The sequence below is a fragment of the Pseudomonas sp. MYb60 genome (assembly GCF_002979555.1).
Classification (GTDB): domain Bacteria; phylum Pseudomonadota; class Gammaproteobacteria; order Pseudomonadales; family Pseudomonadaceae; genus Aquipseudomonas.
In genome coordinates this window covers 295,812-318,695 of record NZ_PCOZ01000007.1, presented here as the reverse complement: position 1 = coordinate 318,695, position 22,884 = coordinate 295,812, and the positions used below count along the sequence as shown (strand labels likewise).

Genomic DNA, 22,884 nt, shown 5'->3' with positions numbered 1-22,884 from the left:
AGTAACGGATGAACCTGGAAACCTGGCTACTGTTCAGCGGCGCGGCATTGGTGGTGATCCTGATCCCGGGGCCACTCTCACTGTTGATGATCAGCAACAGTCTCAACTACGGCCTGCGCCGTTCGTATCCAGCGTTTCTCGGTGGGGTATTTGCCTCGATCTGCCTGCTCAGCGCCTCGGCCCTTGGTCTGGGCGCGCTGCTGCTCGCATCGGAGCAGTTGTTCAGCGCCTTGAAGGTGGTCGGCGCGGCCTATCTGTTCTACCTGGCCTGGCAAAGCTGGAAGCAATCGCGGCAACCGGCACACGGCGCCGAAGTACCGCAGTTGGCCGCCACACCGCGCTTTCGCACACTGTTTGGTCGCGCCTTTGTCCTCGGCGCCAGCAACCCCAAGGACATTCTGTTTTTCGCCGCCTTCCTGCCGCAGTTTCTCAGCGGCGAGCAACCGTTCCTGCCACAACTGGTGACCATGATCGCCACCTGGACCGTGCTCGACCTGCTGTGCAAGCTGACCTATGGCTTGAGCGCCCATGGCGCCGCTCGCTATCTGCGTAGCGGCAAAGGCCAAAGCTGGTTCAACCGCGTCAGTGCGGGATTGTTCGGCGGCGCCGGCATGTTCTCGCTGCTGAAGGTCAGGCTGGATTCACTTTGACAAAGTAGACGCTGGAAGGAATGTCACGCTCGACAGGCCATTGGATGCCTGCTGCGATCCTGACCAGCCGCCCTTCCTCCATGGCACTTTTGACGTCTGCCAATGCGCGTGAGGCTGAGTACCGATTGATGATTTTATTGAACCAGGCAGTCGTCAGCCGTTTTTCCAATCGGATGGCCCCTCGCGCAACCCAATGGAGGGACACGTAATACAGCATGTTCGAGTTGGGGTGTGTTGCGATAAGCGAGTGGGTCAGAGGGCCGCCGGATGATACTTCCCGATCTCTCACTTTAAAGCCCTGTTGTTTCAACTCATCCTTCACAGCCGCACGCTGAGTGAGCTCTCGTTGACTCGTGACCCTGCCTTTCGGGAGCCATAACGAAGCGTCCAGGCCAGATATCTGAAAATCGACACGCTTGAAAGCGCGAGTCCTAGTGTCGTAATTGATGGACAGGCTATTGCCCTGCCTGTCGAAGGGCTGCAGCATCTGCAGTAAGTCGTCCGTTTTTCCCCGCCGGGCCGGAAGTGGCGACAACCATTTGTCCAACGTCGCACGAATGTTAAGCAGGTGACTGGCGGTTGCAGGGCCCGGTGGCCCGGACAGCTCAATCATGCGCGCAACAACCAATTCTCGACTGGTGCGTGTCAGGGTCGGAAACGCCTCACCTACAGATTCGGTCAATGGCCTATCGAACAGAGGGGCATGAAGTTTCCATTGGCTCTGCCCAGTAAATGACATGGGAATTGGCTGTTCCAGAGACGCCGTGCTTGTCCAACGCCCGATGTCAACGTGAGCCGTTGAAACCGACCGATCATTTCTCGTCATGAATACGATACGGTCCAGAGGTGCCTGATCCCCTTGAGGCAGTAGCCTGTAGTAACTGCTCAGCGGATCTCGCAACGCTGTGTTGTGCAAGGGAGCGATGCGCACCACGTTGCCGGCAACGCCTGAGGCATCCGCCGGGACCTGATAAACATGAGGTGCTCGCGTCACTCGCAGGTCATTCGGGGTGGCGATATCCCAATCCACCCAGTGACTCGCCGTCGTCGTTGACTGAAGAATCGTATCTTCTGTCGACGTGCGGACAATCGGCGGCCTCCAGTCAGGTGCCGATGCCACAGGCGCGCGCCATGGGTTGAGCACGCCCGAACTCGCGCCCGCCACCGGCTGAGGCGCGTCTGCGCCGAGTAACCATTCCCTGGAATGGTGAATATTGATGATCAATTCGTCCTGGCCCTGCACCTGTTGATTTTTCAGGCGGAACCACGTCTCGTTTGTGCGACGGTAAACCGGATAACGGTAGGTGTCATCCGCCACAAATAACTCACCGCTCTTGATGTGGACCCCGTTCTGATCCGGCCCACTCAACGCCACAGCCTCTTCAGGCACCGACTTGAGCTTGAAACGCTCCAGCTCCGGAAGCTGCCTCACCGACGGCGCCGAATGGAGAACACCGCTCGGCTCCACACGCCAGCGGCGTATCCGCCCCAAAGCAGCTGCCGATACCCCCACCCTCTTGGGGCCGGGTACGAACGCCATGACCAGACCGACCGTAAAAAACTTTGTCGTATCGGCCAAGACACGCTTGTCACCGCGATTGCTGGATCGTAGATAACGCCGCGCCGCGGCGTACAACTCGTAGATATCGCTGAACACACCAACGACTGGAACAAAGAGACTCAGCACCATCCGGAGTTTGGCGACGCCATCATCGCGACGGCGGCGGATCCGATACTCCTCCAGCGCCTTATTGGAGTAACTGGCCGCTTGTGTCTGGCGTTGCAGCTCAAGCACATTGCCGTGGTACAGCAACGCCTGGGCATTGCAGTGGGAACTGGCAACGAGCGCCAGCCATCCCTGTGAGTCGCTGCCTATCTGCTCGAGCAATTGCTCCTCTACCTCGTGAATCGACAGCGAAGGCTCAGGATGCTTCACGCGGAACGCGCGATACATCTGCCAAGCCCCTTTCACAAAGTAAATACCAGAGAGCACATCAAGCGTGCTGACGGCCATCGGATCAAGCGCAGACTGAAATGCCCAGCCGGGCGCGACGTGGCGGGCCAGCGTCCTGGCGTTGTCAGGCAGTGCCCCAAGCCGGTTCAATTGCGCCCTGGCTTTGTCCAGGCTGCTGTATTCAGTGAGCACCGACGCGTGCGGGGCCTGCGGCCAATAGATCACGCAAAGCGCCGAGCGTTTGTCCTGCACGACCACTATCCCTGCCACGTAGCGATCATGCTGCAGCGTATGCCCCACAAGGTGAACCTTATACAGCTGCAGTTCGTGCTGGTTTTTCAACAGGTCCTGGGGCGTTCGTGCGGCCATCGCGGTGCTGAAGACGCTCTGCGCGTTCGCCGACAGCCCCTGTTGCACTGCAGAGAACAGGTGATACGCAACGCCCGCCCGCAACACGCGATTGAGCAACTCGGGAATACGCCCCTCGCTGAGCGGTTGAACGGGGTTAACAGCCGGATAGAACGCTGTATTGATCAATGCGTCGTATTGGCCGCCGATATCCAGCGAAGACATGATCTGCCTCAGTTGGTTGACCTGAAAGTCTCGCCATGGCCATCCCAGAACGCAGGCACGGTTTAATTTATATTGTGTCCACGTCGCCTGCGGATCCAGGTTATGCAGCGCCAACTCCACCAGGCTGAACGCTCTGCACGAAGAAGACGACGACTGCACCCCGTGCAGATCCTTCAGGCGGCAAGCGTCCATGTAGTCACAATAGGAGCCGTGAATATCACCCGACATCGCGATAAACGGCTCGTCCACCTCCACCTCTAAAGCGATACCGTCGCGGCGCAAACGGGCGGTCACCGCGTGGCGGGCATAGGTCATCAAGTCCGGCACGCGTTGTTCCTGCCGCGCTAGAAATGCCCAGGCACTGCTCATGTAATGCTTCTGCAAACGCCTGAAATGCCGACGCTGCGCCTGCGACGCCGACGCCAACCATACCGGCAGTTTTTTCGCTTCAAGCGCGAGATTGTGCAGCAGCGCTACATTTGTCTGCGCTTGGCTCAGGGCACTGTTGGCGGGAACCTGCAGGTGGTGCTCCAGCTCAGTCAGCAATAGCGCGCGGCTTATCTGCGCGTCCTTTACCTCACTGAACATACACGTGATCTCATCCACGCTGTTGTACAGGCGAGCATACGATCCCAGGAGTTTCTTGATGAACACCAAGGCAGGCTTGCCTTGGATGGGCACGTAGCGCACCTCTAACATTTCATGTGCCGCATGCGCGCGTAAGCCAGGGCGCTTGTCGCGGGCGACACTGCCCCACAGCACGGAGTCGTCTCGACTGACGAGACTGGCCTTGACGCTACGGGTCAGTGCGTCCAGCCCGGCAAAACCCGTCACCCCGCCCTCTTCCCCGAGCGCGTACAGCACCACTGGCAACTGGCGTATCGGGACCCTCACTGCCGCCGCGGTCGTCACTACCCAGACGTTATGCAGCGAATAGAACCCATCGAGTTCGTTACCGATGGCAATCGATAGCACCTGGGTTTGACTGCCCGGGCGCCCGCAGGACATAGGCTGTTCCACCACTTCAATCATCAGGTCCCGATGCGCCGTACTCATCAACTTGAGCGTGTGTTGCAATTGCACCTCGCAGCGCAAGGCCTCGGTTTGCGCCTGCATAAACGCCACCCCCCTTCTGGGCGTCCCCGCTCCATCGGGGCGCTTGGCCCAGAAATCCACACGCAGCAATTGCTGCCGGGCACCCTGTACGATTGCATTCAACTTCCGGGCATGCCCCTTGAGTTGACTCACCAGTGCGACAACCTCCTGATACGCGGGGGTCTCGACGCTTGGATCATTCGGGTCCAGTAGCGCCACCAGGCCTTTTTCGTAATGCTTGACCTGCTGCTCTGCGGTGCGCAGAGGCAAACCGGGCGCGGTGCTGGCAAAGATGATTTCTGTGCGCCGCCGCTGCTGGTCCCAATTGAGCAGTTGGTCCCGAAGCTCGCCCAGCGGCCCATCCCCGACGAGCAGCCTCCTGTTGCCCTCCACATAGTTGAGAAAAAAACGCGTGTCGAGCGGCTGGGACCGCTCTTCGGCAAATACCTGTCGGTGATAAACAGTGACCACACAGGCCAATTCGTTATCCCATTGCTGCCTCAGCAACGCCTGCGTCCCCAGTGCCAATGCATCTTCCAGAATCTCCGGGCCAGGCACCACGCTGGAAGCCGGTGACAAGTCCGCAGGGCGGCATAACGCAAGGCGACGATTCAACGGCAGGCATTGCCAGAGCGCCTCAAACCGCGACTGGCTCAGCTCCAGCACGCCACACTGAAACGCGACCAAGGAAGGGTACTCGTAGAAGTTGCGAGCGACACCCGGCAGGTAAATGACATGGGGCACCCCCACGGGTTCTCCCTCACCATAGATATGCAAGGCACCAGGAATCGCAATCGCAGGCGTACCCGGCCACCGCAAATGGCCCACTCGCACGGTGGCCCAATCCCCCCCTGCGCGCTGACGTGCTTCAGCACTGGGGGCATCGATCACGGCCTGAACCATGGCCATGGCGGAACTCGACAGCTCATCCAATTGCCGCGCAATAAAGGCACGATTGGCGAAGAGCACCTTGTGCACGTCTACCCAGCGCTCCCGACGCGTCAGCCAGGAACCGTATGCCAAGGTGTCCCAATACTCAGCGGCCGCCTGGACCAATCGCTCGAAGAGCCTCATCGAAGTCACTCGCTGAAGGACTTCGAGCGGCGTCAACATCAATGGGTAGCCGGGCCTCGTCCTGAGGCTCAACGTGGTTGAAGAACAGACAGTGGCAACCACCTGAGGCGCAAAGAGCATCGACAATGCGCGGGTTGTCAGGTTGTCGACTTTTTCGGGATCACCGTCCTTGGCGGGCACGGTAAACATCAGGTCATCGGGTTCTTCATTGAACTCTTTGTGCAGCTCGGCACGAATCACCTTCACGATTCGGGGTGAGCGCCCTATCAGGTGTGTGAGCGTCTGCGCGGATTCGCGGCAGCGCATGTCGGCAAGGCACAGCTGATTGATCAGGCGACTAGGATGAGTACAGGTGTTGATCCGCCATTTCAACTGGTCGCGCATCGCCCGGAAATTGGCCTCGGTGTCGCTGGAGTCGTCAATATCGACGGTGTCGGTGGACGCGGGAGGTACGACGGGGTTTGCGGAGTTCGAGGTCATGGCTTTTTCTTCTCGTGGAAAAAGCCAGCCTAGGTAATGCAGGTATCCAAGCGACGTTAGATAGTTAAACGCAGACGAAAAAAAGCCCGCAGTGTGGGCGGGCGAAAAACCAACGAAGAGCTTTGGGGGTGTGAAGCAAGGTGACGCTAGCTACCGCGATAGGTGGAGTAGCTGTAGGGCGAAATCAGCAGTGGGACATGGTAGTGATCCTGCTCGGCACTGATGCCGAAACGCAGAACCACGACATCCAGGAAGGCTGGCTCGGGCAATTGCACGCCACGGGCGCGGTAGTAATCGCCAGCACTGAATTGCAGTTGGTAAACGCCGCTGCGGTAGTCGTCGCCTTGCAGCAGCGGTGCATCGCAACGGCCGTCGCTGTTGGTCAACGCAGTGGCGACCCGCTCAAGCTGCGCGCCGTCGACGCGGTACAGCTCAATCTTGATCGCGCTGCCGGGGCAGCCGTGTGCGGCGTCCAAAACGTGTGTGGTCAAACGTCCCATGGCGTCTACGCGCCTCCTGTAGTCAGTAGAAGAGTGATCCGCACTTTTTCAGGGCAGCGAAAAAGCCGGTGATGACTGATTAAGACACTTTTTATAAAAATTGTACACAATAAATTCAACACAACCCCAACCCCCCCCGTAGGAGCGAGCGTGCCCGCGAAAATCGTGACCGGTAACGCGGGGCTCCAGGACGAAATGAGGTGCCCTCGGGTTTTTCGCGAGCAAGCTCGCTCTTACAGGGGAATCTTCCCTTCCTATAACTGACCGACTGGGCAGGTTTCTTGCAAGGGTTTATTCCAGACACCTGGATAAAAAATGCAGAAATGTAGGCTTACAAAGTGAGCGATAAGTTGTATACAATCACTCATCGCCAACACGACGAACAAGAAGGAAGACTGCAGTGAGCGCTGACTACCCACGCGACCTGATCGGTTACGGCAGTAACCCTCCTCACCCCCACTGGCCGGGCAAGGCACGCATTGCACTGTCTTTCGTGCTCAATTACGAAGAAGGCGGCGAGCGCAATATCCTGCACGGCGACAAGGAGTCGGAGGCCTTCCTTTCGGAAATGGTCTCGGCCCAGCCGCTGCAAGGCGCACGCAACATGAGCATGGAGTCGCTGTACGAATACGGCAGCCGTGCCGGCGTGTGGCGCATCCTCAAGCTGTTTAAAGCATTCGATATCCCGCTGACTATCTTCGCTGTGGCCATGGCCGCCCAGCGCCATCCGGATGTGATCCGCGCCATGGTCGAGGCCGGCCACGAGATCTGCAGCCACGGCTACCGCTGGATCGATTACCAATACATGGACGAGGCCCAGGAGCGCGAGCACATGCTCGAAGCGATCCGCATCCTCACCGAACTGACCGGCGAACGCCCAGTGGGCTGGTACACCGGGCGCACCGGCCCGAATACCCGGCGGCTGGTGATGGAGGAAGGCGGCTTCCTCTATGACTGCGACACCTACGACGATGACCTGCCCTACTGGGAACCCAACAACCCCACCGGCAAGCCGCACCTGGTGATCCCCTATACCCTGGACACCAACGACATGCGCTTCACCCAGGTGCAGGGTTTCAACAAGGGTGATGACTTCTTCGAATACCTGAAAGACGCGTTCGACGTGCTTTACGCCGAAGGTGCCGACGCGCCGAAAATGCTCTCCATCGGCCTGCACTGCCGCCTGATCGGCCGCCCTGCTCGCCTGGCGTCGCTCAAGCGCTTCATCGAATACGTCAAAGGTCACGAACAGGTGTGGTTCACACGTCGTGTCGACATTGCCCGTCACTGGCACGAAACCCACCCCTACAAGGGAGCGGCGAAATGACTGCGTTCCACACCCTCAAACCGTCGACCTTGAGCCGCGATGAATTCGTCGCAGCTTTCGCCGATATCTACGAACACTCGCCATGGGTGGCCGAAAAGGCCTTCGACCTGGGCCATGACCCTTCGATCGACCAGATCGAAACCCTGCACCAGCGCATGAGCGATATCCTGTTGAGCGCCGATCACACCAGTCAACTGGCCCTGATCAACGCTCACCCGGACCTGGCCGGCAAAGCAGCCGTCCAGGGCCAACTGACCCAAGCCAGCACGGATGAACAGGCTGGCGCGGGGATTCACCAATGCACGGCCGAAGAGTTTTCTCGCTTCACCGAGCTGAACGATGCCTACAAGGCCAAGTTCAAGTTTCCCTTCATCATGGCGGTAAAAGGCAGCAACCGGCATCAGATCCTGGCCGCGTTCGAAACGCGCATTCACAACTCGGTTGAAGACGAGTTCAAATGTGCCCTGGCCGAGATCAACAAAATCGCGTTGTTCCGATTACTGACCCTCTAACAGACCATCCCCAGCCACTCTATCTAAGGCAGACAAGAAGAATGAAAGCTTACGCCGTACCTTTCGAGAAGTTCGTCAACCTGGCCGACGCCCGTCTGGGCACCAAGATCCTTTCGGTGACCGATGACTGGTTCGCTGACGCCAACCGCCTGTTCCAGCCGACCCCGGCCGTATGGAAGGAGGGCGTTTTCGATGATAACGGCAAGTGGATGGACGGCTGGGAGTCGCGCCGCAAGCGCTTCGAAGGCTACGACAGCGCCGTGATTCGCCTGGGTGTGCCGGGCAGCATCAAGGGCGTGGACATCGACACTTCATTCTTCACCGGCAACTTCCCGCCGTCGGCCTCCCTGGAAGCCTGCTTCCTGGCCTCGGGCGACCCTGATGACAACACCCAATGGGTGGAAGTGCTGTCGGCTGTCGAGCTGCAAGGCAACAGCCACCACTACCACGAGATCAGCAACGACCAGGCATTCAGCCACCTGCGCTTCAACATCTACCCGGATGGTGGCGTGGCCCGTCTGCGTGTGTACGGCATTCCGTTCCGCGACTGGTCGTCGATTGGCGACAACGAACAAGTCGACCTGGCCTCGGCCCTGAACGGCGGCCGTGCGCTGGCGTGCTCCGACGAACACTTCGGGCGCATGAGCAACATCCTCAACCCGGGCCGTGGCATCAACATGGGCGACGGCTGGGAAACCGCGCGTCGTCGCACGCCGGGCAATGACTGGGTGATCGTCGCGCTGGGCCATCCGGGCGAGATCGAGAAGATCATCGTCGACACCCTGCACTTCAAGGGCAACTACCCGGACACCTGCTCGATCCAGGGCGCATTCGTGAAGGGCGGCACCGACAGCCAGATCGAAACCCAATCGCTGTTCTGGCGCGAACTGCTGCCGGCACAGAAACTGGAAATGCACGCTGAACACAGCTTCGCCGAGCAGATCAAGGCCCTCGGCCCGATCACCCACATCCGCCTGAACGTGTTCCCGGATGGTGGCGTGAGTCGCCTGCGCGTTTTGGGCAAAGCCGCGAAGTAATGCTGAGCCTGTAGGAGCGAGCTTGCTCGCGAGAATCGTCAACGATAACGCGCTCATCCTGGATAAACGCGGTGCCCTTGAGTTCTTCGCGAGCAAGCTCGCTCCTACAAAGATCCATCACACTCAAACAGATTAAGAAGACAGCCATGCGCACACTCGTGATCGAACCCCTGACCAAAGAAGCCTTCGCCCCTTTCGGAGACGTTATCGAAACCGACGGCAGCGATCATTTCATGATCAATAACGGGTCGACTATGCGCTTTCACAAATTGGCCACGGTCGAAACCGCTCAGCCGGAAGACCACGCCATCATCAGCATCTTCCGCGCCGACGCGCAGGACATGCCGCTGACCGTGTGCATGCTGGAACGACACCCGCTGGGCAGCCAGGCCTTCATTCCGCTGCTCGGCAACCCCTTTCTGATCGTGGTCGCGCCACTTGGCGATGAACCTGTATCGGGCTTGGTCCGCGCCTTCGTTACCAACGGCAGGCAGGGCATTAATTACCATCGCGGCGTCTGGCACCACCCGGTGCTGACGATCGAAAAGCGGGATGACTTCCTGGTGGTTGATCGCAGTGGCACAGGCAATAACTGCGATGAGCATTTTTTCAAAGAGGATGAGCGGTTGATCCTCGCCCCCCACCAATAAGAGAAGGTCTGATCACCTGACAACAAGGGTGACAGGCGAGAGGTAAAGACTGTGGAAGCACATTTGATGGAATGGCTGAACCTGAGCGTGCGCTGGGTTCACATGATCACGGGCGTCGCGTGGATCGGCGCTTCTTTCTACTTCGTCTGGCTGGAAAACAACCTCAATCGCGTCAACCCCAAGAGCGGCCTGGCCGGTGACTTGTGGGCGATCCACGGTGGCGGTATCTACCACCTGGAAAAATACAAACTGGCCCCACCGACCATGCCGGACAACCTGCACTGGTTCAAATGGGAAGCCTATTTCACCTGGATGTCGGGCATCGCGCTGCTGTGCGTGGTGTTCTACTGGAACCCGACGCTGTACCTGCTCGCCCCCGGCAGCACACTCAGCGGCACCGAAGGCGTCTTGCTGGGCATCGGCTCACTGTTCGCCGGCTGGTTCATCTACTCCTTCCTCTGCGACTCGGCCCTGGGCAAGCGCCCTGCCCTGCTCGGTCTCATCCTGTTCGTGCTGTTGATTGCCGCCGCGTACGGCTTCAGCAAAGTGTTCAGCGGCCGTGGTGCGTACCTGCACGTGGGTGCGGTGATCGGCACCATCATGGTGGGTAACGTGTTCCGCATCATCATGCCGGCGCAACGCGCACTGGTGGCGGCGATTGCCGAGAACCGCACGCCGGACCCGGCACTGCCGGCCAAGGGCTTGCTGCGTTCGCGTCACAACAACTACTTCACCTTGCCGGTGCTGTTCATCATGATCAGCAACCACTTCCCGAGCACCTACGGCAGCCAATACAACTGGCTGATCCTGGCGGGTATCGCGGTGGCGGCGGTGCTGGTGCGTCACTACTTCAACACCCGGCATGACAGCCAGAAGTACGCGTGGACCCTGCCGGTAGGCGCGTTGGCGATGATCAGCCTGGCGTACGTGACCGGTCCGAAGCCGGTGACCGAAGTGGCCAAGGCACCCGCGGCCATCGAATACCAGCCATTGCCGGAAACGGCGCTGGGTGGCGGTTTGAAACCTGCGGCACCTGCAGCACCTGCGGCGCCGGCCGCTGAACCGGCACCGGCCCAGGCCACCACCGACTTTGGCCAGGTGCACAGCGTGATCGAACAGCGCTGCACCGTCTGCCATTCGTCCAAACCCACCAGCCCGCTGTTCAGCACCGCACCGGCTGGCGTGATGTTCGATACGCCGGCGCAGATCCAGCAGCAGGCAGCGCGCATTCAGGCGCAGGCCGTGGCGAGCCAGATCATGCCGCTGGGCAACATCACCCAGATGACCCAGCAGGAACGGGACCTGATTGGCACCTGGATCAATCAAGGAGCCCGCACCAATTAACTGACAGGCTTACACAGATCCAAATGTGGGAAGGGGCGGTGCGACCATTCGACTTGCCCCCGGATAGCGGTCTATCAGTACCAGATGCATTGGCTGAAAACTGCCATCGGGGGCAAGTCGAATCGTCGCACCGCCCCTCCCACAGGTTCCTTCGGTGTTTTGAAGATTGCGTTCCAAACCATACAAAAATAAAAAAGATCCGAGGTGTTGCATGACCGAGTTAGCCGAACCGCAGATCCCTGCCGCACCCGCCATGGTGCGGCTGCCCCTCTTGCAACTGATTCTGGTAGGCCTGCAACACGTCTTGCTGATGTACGGCGGCGCCGTCGCCGTGCCCCTGATCATTGGCCAGGCCGCTGGCCTGAGCCGTGAAGAAATCGCCTTCCTGATCAACGCCGACCTGCTGGTGGCCGGTGTCGCCACCATGGTGCAGTCGTTTGGCATCGGCCCGGTAGGCATCCGCATGCCGGTGATGATGGGCGCCAGTTTTGCCGCAGTCGGCAGCATGGTGGCCATGGCGGGCATGCCCGGTATCGGCTTGCAGGGTATCTTCGGCGCAACCATCGCCGCCGGGTTCTTCGGCATGGTGATTGCGCCGTTCATGTCCAAGGTTGTACGGTTTTTCCCGCCCCTGGTCACTGGCACAGTGATTACCGCCATCGGCCTGTCGCTGTTCCCGGTTGCCGTGAATTGGGCCGGTGGCGGCAGCGCCGCCGCCACGTTCGGCTCGCCGGTGTACCTGGCGATTGCCGCGCTGGTCCTGGGCACCATCCTGCTGATCAACCGCTTCATGCGCGGCTTTTGGGTGAACATCTCGGTGCTGATCGGCATGGGCCTGGGCTACGTGCTGTGCGGCATGCTCGGCATGGTCGACCTCAGCGGCCTGTCGCAGGCGCCTTGGGTGCAAGTGGTGACGCCGCTGCACTTCGGCATGCCCAAGTTTGAGCTGGCGCCGATTCTGTCGATGTGCCTGGTGGTGGTGATTATCTTTGTCGAGTCCACCGGCATGTTTCTCGCCCTGGGCAAGATCACCGACCGAGAAGTGACACCGAAGATGCTGCGTCGCGGCCTGCTGTGTGATGCGGGTGCCTCATTCGTTGCCGGGTTCTTCAACACCTTCACCCACTCCTCCTTCGCGCAGAACATCGGCCTGGTGCAGATGACCGGCGTGCGTTGCCGCTCGGTAACGATCATGGCCGGGGTGTTTCTGATCGTACTCAGCCTGCTACCAAAAGCCGCCTACCTGGTGGCATCGATTCCGCCCGCGGTACTGGGCGGTGCAGCGATTGCCATGTTCGGCATGGTCGCAGCCACCGGGATCAAGATCCTCCAGGAAGCCGATATCGCCGACCGCCGCAACCAGTTGCTGGTGGCGGTGAGCATCGGCATGGGCCTGATTCCCGTGGTGCGCCCGGAGTTCTTCGCGCAATTGCCGCTGTGGATGAGCCCGATCACCCACAGTGGCATCGCCATGGCCACCCTCAGCGCGCTGTCGCTGAATGTGCTGTTCAACATCCTCGGCGGCGCCGAACGACCTGCGGTCGACCACGCCCACACCTGAGGCATGCCCCATTGTCGCCCTGTGCGCGCTGTAACGGCGCACTTGAGCCCAGACGTGGGAGCCAGTATTCTCCGCGCCCGCTTGAATCGACGGTGGTTTCACCGCCTTGGCGCGGCTTTTGCTGTAGCAATAAAGCTGACCAATCAGACGACTTTTTTCAGCGAACCCAAAGGCGCCACCCCAGAGCGCCAGCGTAGAAAAAACATAAAACTTTAACTCGGGAGCACCGAATGAAACCTATGTTCAAAAGCCTGATGCTGGCAGGATCCCTGCTGGCCGGCGGCCAAGCCGTGGCCGGTGATTTGCTGCAGTGGCAGAACAACAGCCTGACCTACCTGTGGGGCAAGAGCTTTACCGTCAACCCGCAGATCCAGCAGACCGTCACGTTCGAACACGCTGACGCGTGGAAGTACGGTGACAACTTCATCTTCGTCGACCGCATCTTCTACAACGGCAAGGAAGACGGCAACGTCGGCCCAAGCACCTATTACGGCGAGATCAGCCCGCGCCTGTCGTTCGGCAAAATTTTCGACAAGGACCTGTCCTTCGGCCCTATCAAGGACGTGCTGCTGGCCTTCACCTACGAATTTGGCGAAGGCGACAACGAGTCGTACCTGCTCGGCCCGGCGTTTGATTTGAACATCCCTGGCTTCGACTATTTCCAGCTGAACTTCTACCAGCGCCAGACCGAAGGCAATCGCGCTGGTGATGGCGTCTGGCAGATCACGCCGGTGTGGTCCTACACCATTCCCGTCGGCAATTCCGACGTGCTGATCGACGGCTTCATGGATTGGGTAGTGGACAACGACAAGAATGCACGGGGCACCTACCACGCCAACCTGCACTTCAACCCACAGGTCAAATACGACCTGGGCAAGGCGCTGCATTGGGGCGACAAGCAGTTGTACGTAGGTTTTGAATACGACTACTGGAAGAACAAGTACGGCATCGAAGATTCCGGCGCGTTCAAGACCACCCAGGACACGGCGAGCTTCCTGGTCAAGTACCACTTCTAAAATTTGACCGCGGCCTCCTGTGGGAGCTGGCTCGCCTGCGATAGCAATCTGTCTGTGCCACATTCATTGGCTGACACACCGTTATCGCAGGCAAGCCAGTTCCCACATTTAGATCTGTGCAATGCCAAGGAATCGTGACAACTCCTCACGCTTGGCCAACGCATCCCGGCGCCCCAATTCAATCAACTCGCTGCAATACCCCGCCTCGAACAGCAAGTAGCTCAATACCCCCGCCCCGCTCGTCTTGGTCGCCCCCGGCCCACGTAAAAACAAGCGCAACGCCGCCGGCAATTCCTGGCGATGCCGTGCCGCGATTTCGTCGATAGGCTGACTGGGCGCAATCACCAGCACCTCCACCGCTGCCACTCCGGGCGCGGCATGGCTGTACTGGTTCAAGCGCTCCAGCAATTCGATATCGCTTTCCAGGCTGTCAATGAACGTGCTGTTGAGCATGTGCCCGCCAATCTGCGCCAACGTTGGCTGCTGGCCGGTGAAGGTGCGCTGCGCTGCGGGTTCATTGCCGCGCGGGTTGCCACTGACGCCGACCACCAACACGCGACTAGCCCCCAGGTGCAACGCCGGGCTGATGGGCGCGGATTGGCGCACGGCGCCATCGCCGAAGTACTCCTGGTCGAGTTTGACCGGAGCAAACAGCAAGGGAATCGCCGAGCTGGCCAGCAGGTGTTCAACCGTCAGTTGCGTCGGCATGCCGATGCGACGATGGCGCAACCAGGCGTCAATGGTGCCGCCGCCTTGGTAGAACGTCACTGCCTGGCCAGACTCGTAACCGAAGGCAGTGACTGCCACCGCATGCAGGTGTTTGTTACGAATGGCTTCGTCGATGCCGTCCAGGTTCAAGCGCTCTTGCAACAAGTCACGCAAGGGTGAACTGTTGAGCAATGCCACTGGCACCTGGGCTCCAAGGCCCAGCAGGCTATGGATAAAGAAACGGCCGGCCTGGCGAATCACCCCTGGCCAATCGCTGCGCAACACCAGATGGCTGCGAAAGCCCTGCCAGAACGCAGTAAGCCGTTGAACAGCCGCCGTGAAATCCATGGCGCCGCTGGCCAGGGTCACTGCATTGATCGCACCCGCTGAAGTGCCGACGATCACTGGGAAGGGGTTGGGTGCTCCCGGCGGCAACAGCTCGGCTATCGCCGCCAGCACCCCCACCTGATACGCCGCTCGCGCCCCGCCGCCGGAAAGAATCAAACCTGTAACCGGTTCAGCTGGGCGCATCGCATCACTCCATGTGGGGGAAGGTCGTTATTATTTTCGGCGCTTTTCGTACAGTTTGGGCTCACCCGGTGGTCGGCTCTTGAAGCGGCGATGGGTCCACAAATACTGCTCGGGGCATTCGCGCACCGAGGCTTCGATCCACTGGTTGATGCGCAGGCAATCGACTTCATCGCTTTCGCCGGGGAAGTCGGTGAGCGGCGGGTGGATCACCAGTCGGTAGCCGCTGCCATCGGCCAGGCGTTCCTGGGTGAACGGCACCACCAGCGCCTTGCCCAGGCGCGCGAACTTGCTGGTGGCCGTCACGGTGGCGGCCTGGATACCGAACAACGGCACGAAGATGCTTTGCTTGGCGCCGTAGTCCTGGTCCGGTGCGTACCAGATAGCGCGGCCGGCACGCAGCAGCTTGAGCATGCCGCGCACGTCTTCGCGTTCGATCGCGAGGGAATCGAAGTTGTGACGCTCACGGCCACGGCGCTGGATGAAGTCGAACAGCGGGTTGCCGTGTTCACGGTACATGCCATCGATGGTGTGCGTCTGCCCCAGCAGGGCCGCACCGATTTCCAGGGTGGTGAAGTGCAGGGCCATGAGGATCACGCCCCGGCCATCCAGTTGGGCCTGCTTGAGGTGTTCCAGGCCTTCGACATGGGCCAGGCGCGCCAGGCGCTGACGCGACCACCACCAGCTCATGGCCATTTCAAAGAAGGCAATGCCGGTGGAGGCAAAGTTTTCTTTTAGTAAATGTTTACGCTCTTGGGCGGTTTTTTCCGGGAAGCACAGTTCCAGGTTTCGCGCGGCAATGCGGCGACGTTCACCGGCCACGTGGTACATGCCGGCACCCAGCAGGCGACCAATGGTCAGCAGCACGCGATACGGCAGTTGGGTGACCAGCCACAGCAGGCCGAGCCCCAGCCATAGCAGCCAGAAACGCGGGTGAAAAAATACAGCTCGAAAACGCGGGCGATCCATTACAGATTCCGGTAAAGACAGGGCCGCGCATTCTACAACGGTTCGACTCGGCTTGCGGCCAGTGAGTGTTCTCGTTATAAGTCTCGACACTTTTCGTGACAAGCCGCTTTCGCCGACCATGAGCAAAACCGAACCGCTAGACCAAGATCCCGTGTTCCAGCTGAAAGGCAGCATGCTCGCCATTACCGTGCTGGAACTGGCCCGCAACGACCTCGACGCCCTGGACCGCCAGCTCGCCGCCAAGGTCGCCCTCGCGCCGAATTTCTTCAACAATGCCCCGCTGGTGCTGGCCCTGGACAAACTGCCCGCCGGCCAAGGCACCATCGACCTGCCGGGCCTGATGCGGGTGTGCCGCTCCCATGGCCTGCGCACCCTGGCGATCCGTGCCAGCCGTATCGAAGACATCGCCGCCGCCATTGCTATTGAATTGCCAGTACTTCCACCGTCCGGTGCGCGCGAGCGTCCGCTGGAACCATTGGTCGGTGAAGAGAAGAAAAAACCGGAAAAACCGCCCGAGCCGGTGATCAGGCCTACAAAGATCATCACCTCTCCCGTACGGGGCGGACAGCAGATTTACGCCCAGGGCGGTGACCTTGTGGTGGTCGCGTCGGTCAGCCCGGGGGCGGAACTTCTCGCCGATGGCAACATCCATGTATACGGCCCAATGCGTGGGCGTGCCCTCGCCGGCATCAAGGGTGATACAAAGGCCCGTATTTTTTGCCAGCAATTGACCGCTGAGCTAGTGTCCATCGCGGGTCAGTACAAGGTTTCAGAAGATTTGCGCCGCGATCCACTGTGGGGGGCCGGGGTGCAGGTCAGCCTGTCGGGCGATGTGTTGAACATCACCCGTCTTTAACGGATACTGCCGCATTTTCCAAGCATCTCTAAACTCTGATAGCACAGCGAAACCGGCATTACTTGTGTAGGAATAAATGGAAGTTGGCGTTTCCTCACGGAAATCACATCTTTTTCTTACAAAGGCTGTCCGCCTGCAGCGAGTTCCAAGAGATGTTTTTCAGGGACCGAAAAGTCCTTTTTCCTTAGGGGTGAAACACCTTGGCCAAGATTCTCGTGGTTACATCCGGCAAGGGTGGTGTGGGTAAGACCACCACCAGCGCCGCTATCGGTACCGGCCTCGCTCTGCGCGGCCACAAGACAGTCATCGTCGACTTCGACGTCGGTTTGCGTAACCTCGACCTGATCATGGGCTGCGAGCGCCGCGTGGTGTACGACTTCGTCAACGTGGTGAACGGCGAAGCCAACCTGCAACAGGCCCTGATCAAGGACAAGCGCCTTGAGAACCTGTACGTACTGGCCGCCAGCCAGACCCGCGACAAAGATGCGCTGACCAAGGAAGGCGTAGGCAAAGTCCTGGCTGAGCTGAAGGAAAACTTCGAATACGTAGTGTGTGATTCCCCGGCCGGTATCGAGACCGGTGCTCACCTGGCGATGTACTTCGCCGATGAGGCCATCGTCGTGACCAACCCGGAAGTCTCCTCCGTACGTGACTCTGATCGCATGCTCGGCCTGCTGGCCAGCAAGTCCAAGCGCGCCGAAGAAGGTCAGGACCCGATCAAGGAGCACCTGCTGCTCACCCGCTACAACCCTGAGCGTGTCAGCAATGGCGAAATGCTCGGTGTTGAAGACGTGAAGGAAATCCTCGCAGTGACCCTGCTGGGCGTGATTCCGGAATCCCAGGCGGTCCTGAAAGCCTCCAACCAGGGTGTTCCGGTGATTCTTGACGACCAGAGCGACGCCGGCCAGGCGTACAGCGATGCCGTCGATCGCCTGCTGGGCAAGTCCGTGGAACATCGCTTCCTCGATGTCAAGAAGAAGGGATTCTTCGAGCGTATCTTTGGAGGCAACTAAACAATGAAATTTCTCGACTTCTTTCGCGCCAACAAAAAGCCAACGACCGCGTCGGTAGCGAAAGAGCGTCTACAGATCATCGTGGCGCACGAACGCGGCCAACGCAGCACGCCGGACTACCTGCCAGCCTTGCAGAAGGAACTGGTCGAGGTGATCCGCAAGTACGTCAACATCGGCAACGATGACGTGCATGTCGCCCTGGAAAATGACGGCAGCTGCTCGATTCTGGAACTCAACATCACCCTGCCTGATCGCTAAGCGAACAGGCAACCGCCACGGCGGCTCCGTTACCCGGTTCCCTGTACCACACTGTAGGAGCGAGCTTGCTCGCGAAAAACCTGAGGGCGCCGCATTCATTCAGAATGAATGTGGCGTTCTTGAGCCTTTCGCGAGCAAGCTCGCTCCTACAGAGCAGGGGATCGTAACGGAGCCGCCGTTGGCGTTTGTTACGAGGCTGTTTAATGCCGTTGTCCAATATTCATATCCTTCATCAGGACGATGCTGTCCTGGTGGTGAACAAGCCGACCCTGCTGCTCTCGGTGCCTGGCCGCGCCGATGACAACAAGGACTGCCTGATCACCCGCCTGCAGGAAAACGGCTACCCCGAAGCCCGCATTGTCCATCGCCTGGACTGGGAAACCTCGGGGATCATCCTGCTGGCGCGCGATGCCGATACGCACCGCGAACTGTCCCGCCAGTTTCATGACCGCGAAACAGAAAAGGCCTACACCGCCCTGGCTTGGGGCCAACCGGAACTGGACAGCGGCAGCATCGACCTGCCCCTGCGCTACGACCCGCCGACCAAGCCGCGCCATGTGGTAGACCATGAATTCGGCAAACACGCGCTGACCTTCTGGAAAGTGCTGGAGCGGTGCGGCGACTGGTGCCGTGTGGAGTTGACGCCGATTACCGGGCGTTCGCATCAGTTGCGTGTGCACATGCTTTCCATCGGCCATCCGCTGCTGGGTGACGGCCTGTACGCCCATGAGCAGGCCCTGGCTGCGTGGCCGCGCCTGTGCCTGCACGCGAGCATGCTCAGCTTCACCCACCCGCAGAGCGGCGAGCGTTTGCGCTTCGAGTGCCCAGCGCCTTTCTAACGCTGTGAACACAGTCAAATGTGGGAGGGGGCAAGCCCCCTACCACATTTAGAATACGGTAAACTCCGCGCATTGCTGTCTGGAGCTATTTATGCGCGAAGCGTTGAATCAAGGCCTGATCGACTTCCTCAAGGCCTCCCCTACTCCTTTTCATGCCACTGCTGCCCTGGCCCAGCGCCTGGAAGCAGCCGGTTACCAGCGTCTCGACGAGCGCGACACCTGGACCACCGAAGCCAACGGTCGCTACTACGTGACCCGCAACGATTCCTCGATCATTGCCTTCAAGCTCGGCCGCCACTCACCGTTGCAAGGCGGCATCCGCCTGGTCGGCGCCCACACTGACAGCCCGTGCCTGCGGGTCAAGCCCCAGCCGGAGCTGCAACGCCAGGGCTTCTGGCAATTGGGTGTGGAGGTCTACGGCGGCGCGCTGCTGGCGCCGTGGTTCGACCGCGACCTGTCCCTCGCCGGCCGCGTGACCTTCCGCCGCGACGGCAAGGTCGAAAGCCAGTTGATCGACTTCAAGCTGCCGATCGCCATCATCCCCAACCTGGCGATTCACCTGAACCGGGAAGCCAACCAGGGCTGGCCGATCAATGCCCAGACCGAACTGCCGCCGATCCTCGCCCAGTTTGCCGGCGACGAGCGTGTCGACTTCCGCGCTGTGCTCACCGAGCAGTTGGCACGCGAGCATGGCCTGAACGCCGACGTGGTGCTTGATTACGAGTTGAGTTTCTACGACACGCAGAGCGCTGCAGTGATCGGCCTGAACGGTGACTTCATCGCCGGCGCCCGCCTGGACAACCTGCTGTCCTGTTACGCCGGGCTGCAAGCGTTGCTCACCAGCGACAGCGACGAAACCTGCGTGTTGGTGTGCAACGACCACGAAGAAGTCGGCTCCTGCTCCGCCTGCGGTGCCGATGGCCCGATGCTGGAACAGACCCTGCGCCGCCTGCTGCCGGAAGGTGACGAATTCGTACGCACCATTCAGAAATCCCTGTTGGTCTCTGCGGACAACGCCCACGGTGTGCACCCGAACTACGCCGACAAGCATGACGCCAACCACGGCCCCAAGCTCAACGCGGGCCCGGTGATCAAGGTCAACAGCAACCAGCGCTACGCGACCAACAGCGAAACCGCCGGGTTCTTCCGCCACCTGTGCATGGCCGAAGAAGTGCCGGTGCAAAGCTTTGTGGTACGCAGCGACATGGGCTGCGGCTCCACCATCGGCCCGATCACCGCCAGCCACCTGGGCGTGCGCACCGTGGACATCGGCTTGCCGACGTTTGCCATGCACTCGGTTCGCGAGTTGTGCGGTAGCCATGACCTGGCGCATTTGGTGAAAGTGCTGGGAGCGTTTTACGCGAGTCGTGACCTGCCCTGATCTCAAGGCCCGATGCAAAACCAGATGTGGGAGGGGCGGTGCGACGACTCGACTTGCCCCCTCCCACATTGGGGTCTGCATTAACCTGACCCATATCACTTCCACTTCCATGAATCCGACCTAGACTTGTCAGTATTCCCACTCCGACAAGGCCGTCGCACCATGATCTCCATGTCCTCGTTCCACGCCATGCTGATCCCGATTCTGATCGGCATGATCATGCTCGCCGTGGGTTTCAACTTTCGAGACAAACCCTTGGGCGTATTCGGCATGTGGATCGGCATGCTGCTGATCCTCGGCACGGTGGTCTACAAAATCCTCGCCAAACTGGCCGAATGACCCCTGCCCTCGTACACTCGGTTGATCCGTCGTTTTCAAGGTTGACCGCCTCGTGTTCTCCCGCCTGTTTGCCCTGCCCTGCTACCTGCTGATCGCCCTGCTCACCCTGCTGCCACTCGCGCCTGCCCACGCCGTGGGTTTGCCCGGCCTGCTCGGCAGCGGCACCAAGACCCAACCCCAGGCCGACGTGCCGCTGGGCCAGTCGCTGGACGAGGTGATCAAGACCCTGGAGAACGACCAGCAGCGCACTCAGTTGCTCAGCGACCTGAAAAAACTGCGCGCCGCCACGCAAAAAGCCCAACCGGCCGCCGAAGAAGGCGTGCTGGGCTTGATCGGCGGCACCCTGTCCAGCCTGGAAGCGCAATTTACCGGTGACGACAGCCCCCTGGGGCGTTGGTCCAGCGAGATTGATCAGGCCAAGGATGAATTCAACGCACTGATGCTGCCGGCCAGTGAATGGCTGCCGATCATTTTCGGTTTCGCCCTGATCCTCGCCGTGTGGAGCCTGCTGGCGTACGCGCTGATCTGGCTCAGCCACCGCGTGCGCGAGCGTTTCGGCCTGCCTGAAGAACTGCCGCAACACCCGCGCACCTGGGACATGGTTCGCTTCGCCCTGCGCAAACTCGGCCCGTGGCTGATCGCCCTGGTGATCACGGTGTACCTCAGCTACGCCTTGCCCTCGTCCCTGGGCAAGTCACTGGCGATGGTGCTGGCCTACGCGCTGGTGGTCGGCACCTGTTTCTCGGCGATCTGCGTGATTGCGTTTTCCCTGCTCGACGGCCCGCACCGTCACCGTGCGCTGTATATCCTGCGCCACCAGGCCTTCCGCCCGCTGTGGTGGATCGGCAGCTTCGCGGCGTTCGGCGAAGCCTTGAGCGATCCGCGATTGGTCCTCGCCCTCGGTCAGCACCTGTCCCATACCGCCGCGACGGTCGCCAATGTCATGGCCGCACTGTCCACTGGCGTATTCATCCTGCGGTTCCGCCGGCCGATCGCCCACCTGATCCGCAACCAACCGTTGTCCCGCCGTCTCACCCGCCGGGCGCTCAGCGATACCATCGAAATCGTCGGTTCGTTCTGGTACATCCCGGCCTTGCTGCTCGTGGGTATCTCGCTGTTCGCCACCTTCGTGTCCGCCGGCGACACCAGCACCGCCTTGCGCCAGTCACTGCTGTGCACGGTGTTGCTGGTGCTGTGCATGGTGATCAACGGCCTGGTGCGTCGGCACGCGCTCAAGCCCAATCGCGGGCACAAGCGCCATGCGCTGTACTCAGAGCGGTTGAAAAGCTTCTTCTACACCCTTGCCCACCTGCTGGTCTGGCTGGTGTTCATCGAGCTGGGCCTGCGGGTGTGGGGCCTGTCCCTGATCCGCTTTACCGAAGGCGATGGCCACGAAGTCAGCGTCAAGTTGTTCGGGCTGGCGGGTACGCTGCTGTTCGCCTGGCTGATCTGGATCCTCAGCGACACCGCGATCCACCACGCCCTCACCCGCTCACGCAAAGGCCTGGCCAATGCGCGCGCGCAGACCATGATGCCGTTGATCCGCAACGTGCTGTTCGTGACCATCTTCATCATCGCCGCCATCGTTGCCCTGGCGAACATGGGCATGAACGTCACGCCACTGCTGGCCGGTGCCGGTGTGATCGGCCTGGCCATCGGCTTTGGTGCGCAGTCGCTGGTGGCGGACCTGATCACCGGCCTGTTCATCATCATCGAAGACTCTCTGGCCATCGATGACTACGTGGACGTAGGCGGCCACCTCGGCACCGTCGAAGGCCTGACCATCCGCACGGTGCGCCTGCGCGACATCGACGGCATCGTGCACACCATTCCGTTCAGCGAGATCAAGAGCATCAAGAACTACTCGCGGGAGTTCGGCTACGCGATCTTCCGGGTGGCGATCCCGTACAACATGGAGATCGACGACGCGATCAAGCTGATGCGCGACGTCGGCCAGAAGATGCGCAACGACCCGCTGCAGCGCCGCAATATCTGGTCGCCGCTGGAGATTCAAGGGGTGGAAAGTTTCGAGTCGGGCAGCGCGATCCTGCGCGCACGGTTCAAGACGGCGCCGATCAAGCAGTGGGAAGTGTCCCGGGCGTTCAACCTGTCGTTGAAGCGGCATCTGGATGAAGCAGGGTTGGACCTGGCCACGCCGCGCTTGAGTGTGCAGGTGGTGACCGCCGGCACTGTGCAGGAGAAAGATCAACAACAATAACT

The 22,884-nt window shown here is 60.2% G+C and carries 19 protein-coding genes; 15 read left to right on the top strand and 4 right to left on the bottom strand.

Translation table 11 applies throughout. The features are described from left to right. Positions 1-8 precede the first annotated feature (8 nt). The gene (locus tag CQ041_RS14815; protein ID WP_105523196.1) at positions 9-650 is read left to right on the top strand and encodes a LysE family translocator; all 642 of its coding nucleotides are present in this window, start codon (positions 9-11) and stop codon (positions 648-650) included. Here the strand turns inward: CQ041_RS14815 and CQ041_RS14810 are convergent. Further along, complete coding sequence (locus tag CQ041_RS14810; protein WP_105523195.1) at positions 631-5,826, bottom strand: dermonecrotic toxin domain-containing protein; 5,196 nt, start codon at positions 5,824-5,826, stop codon at positions 631-633. The two genes, CQ041_RS14815 and CQ041_RS14810, sit on opposite strands and share 20 nt — an antisense overlap. Before the next feature lie 146 nt (positions 5,827-5,972). Continuing rightward, complete coding sequence (gene uraH / locus CQ041_RS14805) at positions 5,973-6,326, bottom strand: hydroxyisourate hydrolase (protein WP_105523194.1); 354 nt, start codon at positions 6,324-6,326, stop codon at positions 5,973-5,975. 400 nt (positions 6,327-6,726) lie between these two features. Here uraH and puuE point away from each other — a divergent pair, with 400 nt between their 5' ends. The 7 genes from puuE (at position 6,727) to CQ041_RS14770 (ending at position 13,773) form a co-directional block, all read left to right on the top strand. Continuing rightward, complete coding sequence (gene puuE, locus CQ041_RS14800; RefSeq protein ID WP_105523193.1) at positions 6,727-7,653, top strand: allantoinase PuuE; 927 nt, start codon at positions 6,727-6,729, stop codon at positions 7,651-7,653. Continuing rightward, positions 7,650-8,165 (top strand): 2-oxo-4-hydroxy-4-carboxy-5-ureidoimidazoline decarboxylase, encoded by a 516-nt coding sequence (uraD, locus tag CQ041_RS14795; protein WP_105523192.1) that lies wholly within the window; start codon positions 7,650-7,652, stop codon positions 8,163-8,165. The genes puuE and uraD overlap by 4 nt, the downstream gene beginning before the upstream one ends. Positions 8,166-8,206: 41 nt before the next feature. Then, the gene (gene alc, locus CQ041_RS14790) at positions 8,207-9,202 is read left to right on the top strand and encodes an allantoicase (RefSeq protein WP_105523191.1); all 996 of its coding nucleotides are present in this window, start codon (positions 8,207-8,209) and stop codon (positions 9,200-9,202) included. 146 nt (positions 9,203-9,348) lie between these two features. Beyond that, positions 9,349-9,852 (top strand): ureidoglycolate lyase, encoded by a 504-nt coding sequence (locus tag CQ041_RS14785; protein WP_105523190.1) that lies wholly within the window; start codon positions 9,349-9,351, stop codon positions 9,850-9,852. A gap of 51 nt (positions 9,853-9,903) precedes the next feature. After that, positions 9,904-11,196 (top strand): urate hydroxylase PuuD, encoded by a 1,293-nt coding sequence (locus CQ041_RS14780; protein ID WP_105523189.1) that lies wholly within the window; start codon positions 9,904-9,906, stop codon positions 11,194-11,196. Between the two features lie 211 nt (positions 11,197-11,407). Beyond that, positions 11,408-12,757, top strand: a complete 1,350-nt coding sequence (locus CQ041_RS14775) for a nucleobase:cation symporter-2 family protein (protein ID WP_105523188.1) — start codon at positions 11,408-11,410, stop codon at positions 12,755-12,757. A 230-nt stretch (positions 12,758-12,987) separates the two neighbouring features. After that, positions 12,988-13,773, top strand: coding sequence for an outer membrane protein OmpK (locus CQ041_RS14770; RefSeq protein ID WP_105523187.1), 786 nt, complete (start codon positions 12,988-12,990; stop codon positions 13,771-13,773). Between the two features lie 108 nt (positions 13,774-13,881). Here the strand turns inward: CQ041_RS14770 and CQ041_RS14765 are convergent, their stop codons facing one another. Continuing rightward, complete coding sequence (locus tag CQ041_RS14765; RefSeq protein WP_105523186.1) at positions 13,882-15,012, bottom strand: patatin-like phospholipase family protein; 1,131 nt, start codon at positions 15,010-15,012, stop codon at positions 13,882-13,884. 30 nt (positions 15,013-15,042) lie between these two features. Next, positions 15,043-15,978, bottom strand: coding sequence for a lipid A biosynthesis lauroyl acyltransferase (locus CQ041_RS14760; RefSeq protein WP_105523185.1), 936 nt, complete (start codon positions 15,976-15,978; stop codon positions 15,043-15,045). A gap of 118 nt (positions 15,979-16,096) precedes the next feature. Between CQ041_RS14760 and minC the strand changes: the two genes are divergently transcribed. From minC to CQ041_RS14725, 7 genes are all read left to right on the top strand, one after another. After that, positions 16,097-16,834, top strand: coding sequence for a septum site-determining protein MinC (gene minC, locus CQ041_RS14755; RefSeq protein WP_105523184.1), 738 nt, complete (start codon positions 16,097-16,099; stop codon positions 16,832-16,834). A 200-nt stretch (positions 16,835-17,034) separates the two neighbouring features. Next, positions 17,035-17,847, top strand: coding sequence for a septum site-determining protein MinD (minD, locus tag CQ041_RS14750; protein ID WP_105523183.1), 813 nt, complete (start codon positions 17,035-17,037; stop codon positions 17,845-17,847). Positions 17,848-17,850: 3 nt separating this feature from the next. Continuing rightward, positions 17,851-18,105 (top strand): cell division topological specificity factor MinE, encoded by a 255-nt coding sequence (gene minE, locus CQ041_RS14745; RefSeq protein WP_010208824.1) that lies wholly within the window; start codon positions 17,851-17,853, stop codon positions 18,103-18,105. A gap of 203 nt (positions 18,106-18,308) precedes the next feature. Beyond that, a complete protein-coding gene (locus CQ041_RS14735; protein WP_005789965.1) occupies positions 18,309-18,944 on the top strand; it encodes an RluA family pseudouridine synthase in 636 nt (211 codons plus the stop codon). Between the two features lie 91 nt (positions 18,945-19,035). Continuing rightward, positions 19,036-20,325 (top strand): M18 family aminopeptidase, encoded by a 1,290-nt coding sequence (locus CQ041_RS14730; protein WP_105523181.1) that lies wholly within the window; start codon positions 19,036-19,038, stop codon positions 20,323-20,325. 162 nt (positions 20,326-20,487) lie between these two features. Then, positions 20,488-20,664 (top strand): hypothetical protein, encoded by a 177-nt coding sequence (locus CQ041_RS26400; protein WP_010208820.1) that lies wholly within the window; start codon positions 20,488-20,490, stop codon positions 20,662-20,664. A gap of 52 nt (positions 20,665-20,716) precedes the next feature. Next, complete coding sequence (locus tag CQ041_RS14725) at positions 20,717-22,882, top strand: mechanosensitive ion channel family protein (RefSeq protein WP_105523180.1); 2,166 nt, start codon at positions 20,717-20,719, stop codon at positions 22,880-22,882. The last annotated feature ends 2 nt before the right edge of the window (positions 22,883-22,884 follow it).

Bases quoted from the DNA above. Each gene is read 5' to 3' on its own strand.
- alc (WP_105523191.1), top strand. From the start codon at position 8,207: ATGAAAGCTTACGCCGTACCTTTCGAGAAGTTCGTCAACCTGGCCGAC.
- CQ041_RS26400 (WP_010208820.1), top strand. From the start codon at position 20,488: ATGATCTCCATGTCCTCGTTCCACGCCATGCTGATCCCGATTCTGATC.
- minE (WP_010208824.1), top strand. From the start codon at position 17,851: ATGAAATTTCTCGACTTCTTTCGCGCCAACAAAAAGCCAACGACCGCG.
- CQ041_RS14765 (WP_105523186.1), bottom strand. From the start codon at position 15,012: ATGCGCCCAGCTGAACCGGTTACAGGTTTGATTCTTTCCGGCGGCGGG.
- CQ041_RS14785 (WP_105523190.1), top strand. From the start codon at position 9,349: ATGCGCACACTCGTGATCGAACCCCTGACCAAAGAAGCCTTCGCCCCT.
- CQ041_RS14730 (WP_105523181.1), top strand. From the start codon at position 19,036: ATGCGCGAAGCGTTGAATCAAGGCCTGATCGACTTCCTCAAGGCCTCC.
- minC (WP_105523184.1), top strand. From the start codon at position 16,097: ATGAGCAAAACCGAACCGCTAGACCAAGATCCCGTGTTCCAGCTGAAA.
- CQ041_RS14775 (WP_105523188.1), top strand. From the start codon at position 11,408: ATGACCGAGTTAGCCGAACCGCAGATCCCTGCCGCACCCGCCATGGTG.
- CQ041_RS14735 (WP_005789965.1), top strand. From the start codon at position 18,309: ATGCCGTTGTCCAATATTCATATCCTTCATCAGGACGATGCTGTCCTG.
- uraH (WP_105523194.1), bottom strand. From the start codon at position 6,326: ATGGGACGTTTGACCACACACGTTTTGGACGCCGCACACGGCTGCCCC.
- uraD (WP_105523192.1), top strand. From the start codon at position 7,650: ATGACTGCGTTCCACACCCTCAAACCGTCGACCTTGAGCCGCGATGAA.
- CQ041_RS14815 (WP_105523196.1), top strand. From the start codon at position 9: ATGAACCTGGAAACCTGGCTACTGTTCAGCGGCGCGGCATTGGTGGTG.
- CQ041_RS14760 (WP_105523185.1), bottom strand. From the start codon at position 15,978: ATGGATCGCCCGCGTTTTCGAGCTGTATTTTTTCACCCGCGTTTCTGG.
- CQ041_RS14810 (WP_105523195.1), bottom strand. From the start codon at position 5,826: ATGACCTCGAACTCCGCAAACCCCGTCGTACCTCCCGCGTCCACCGAC.
- CQ041_RS14770 (WP_105523187.1), top strand. From the start codon at position 12,988: ATGAAACCTATGTTCAAAAGCCTGATGCTGGCAGGATCCCTGCTGGCC.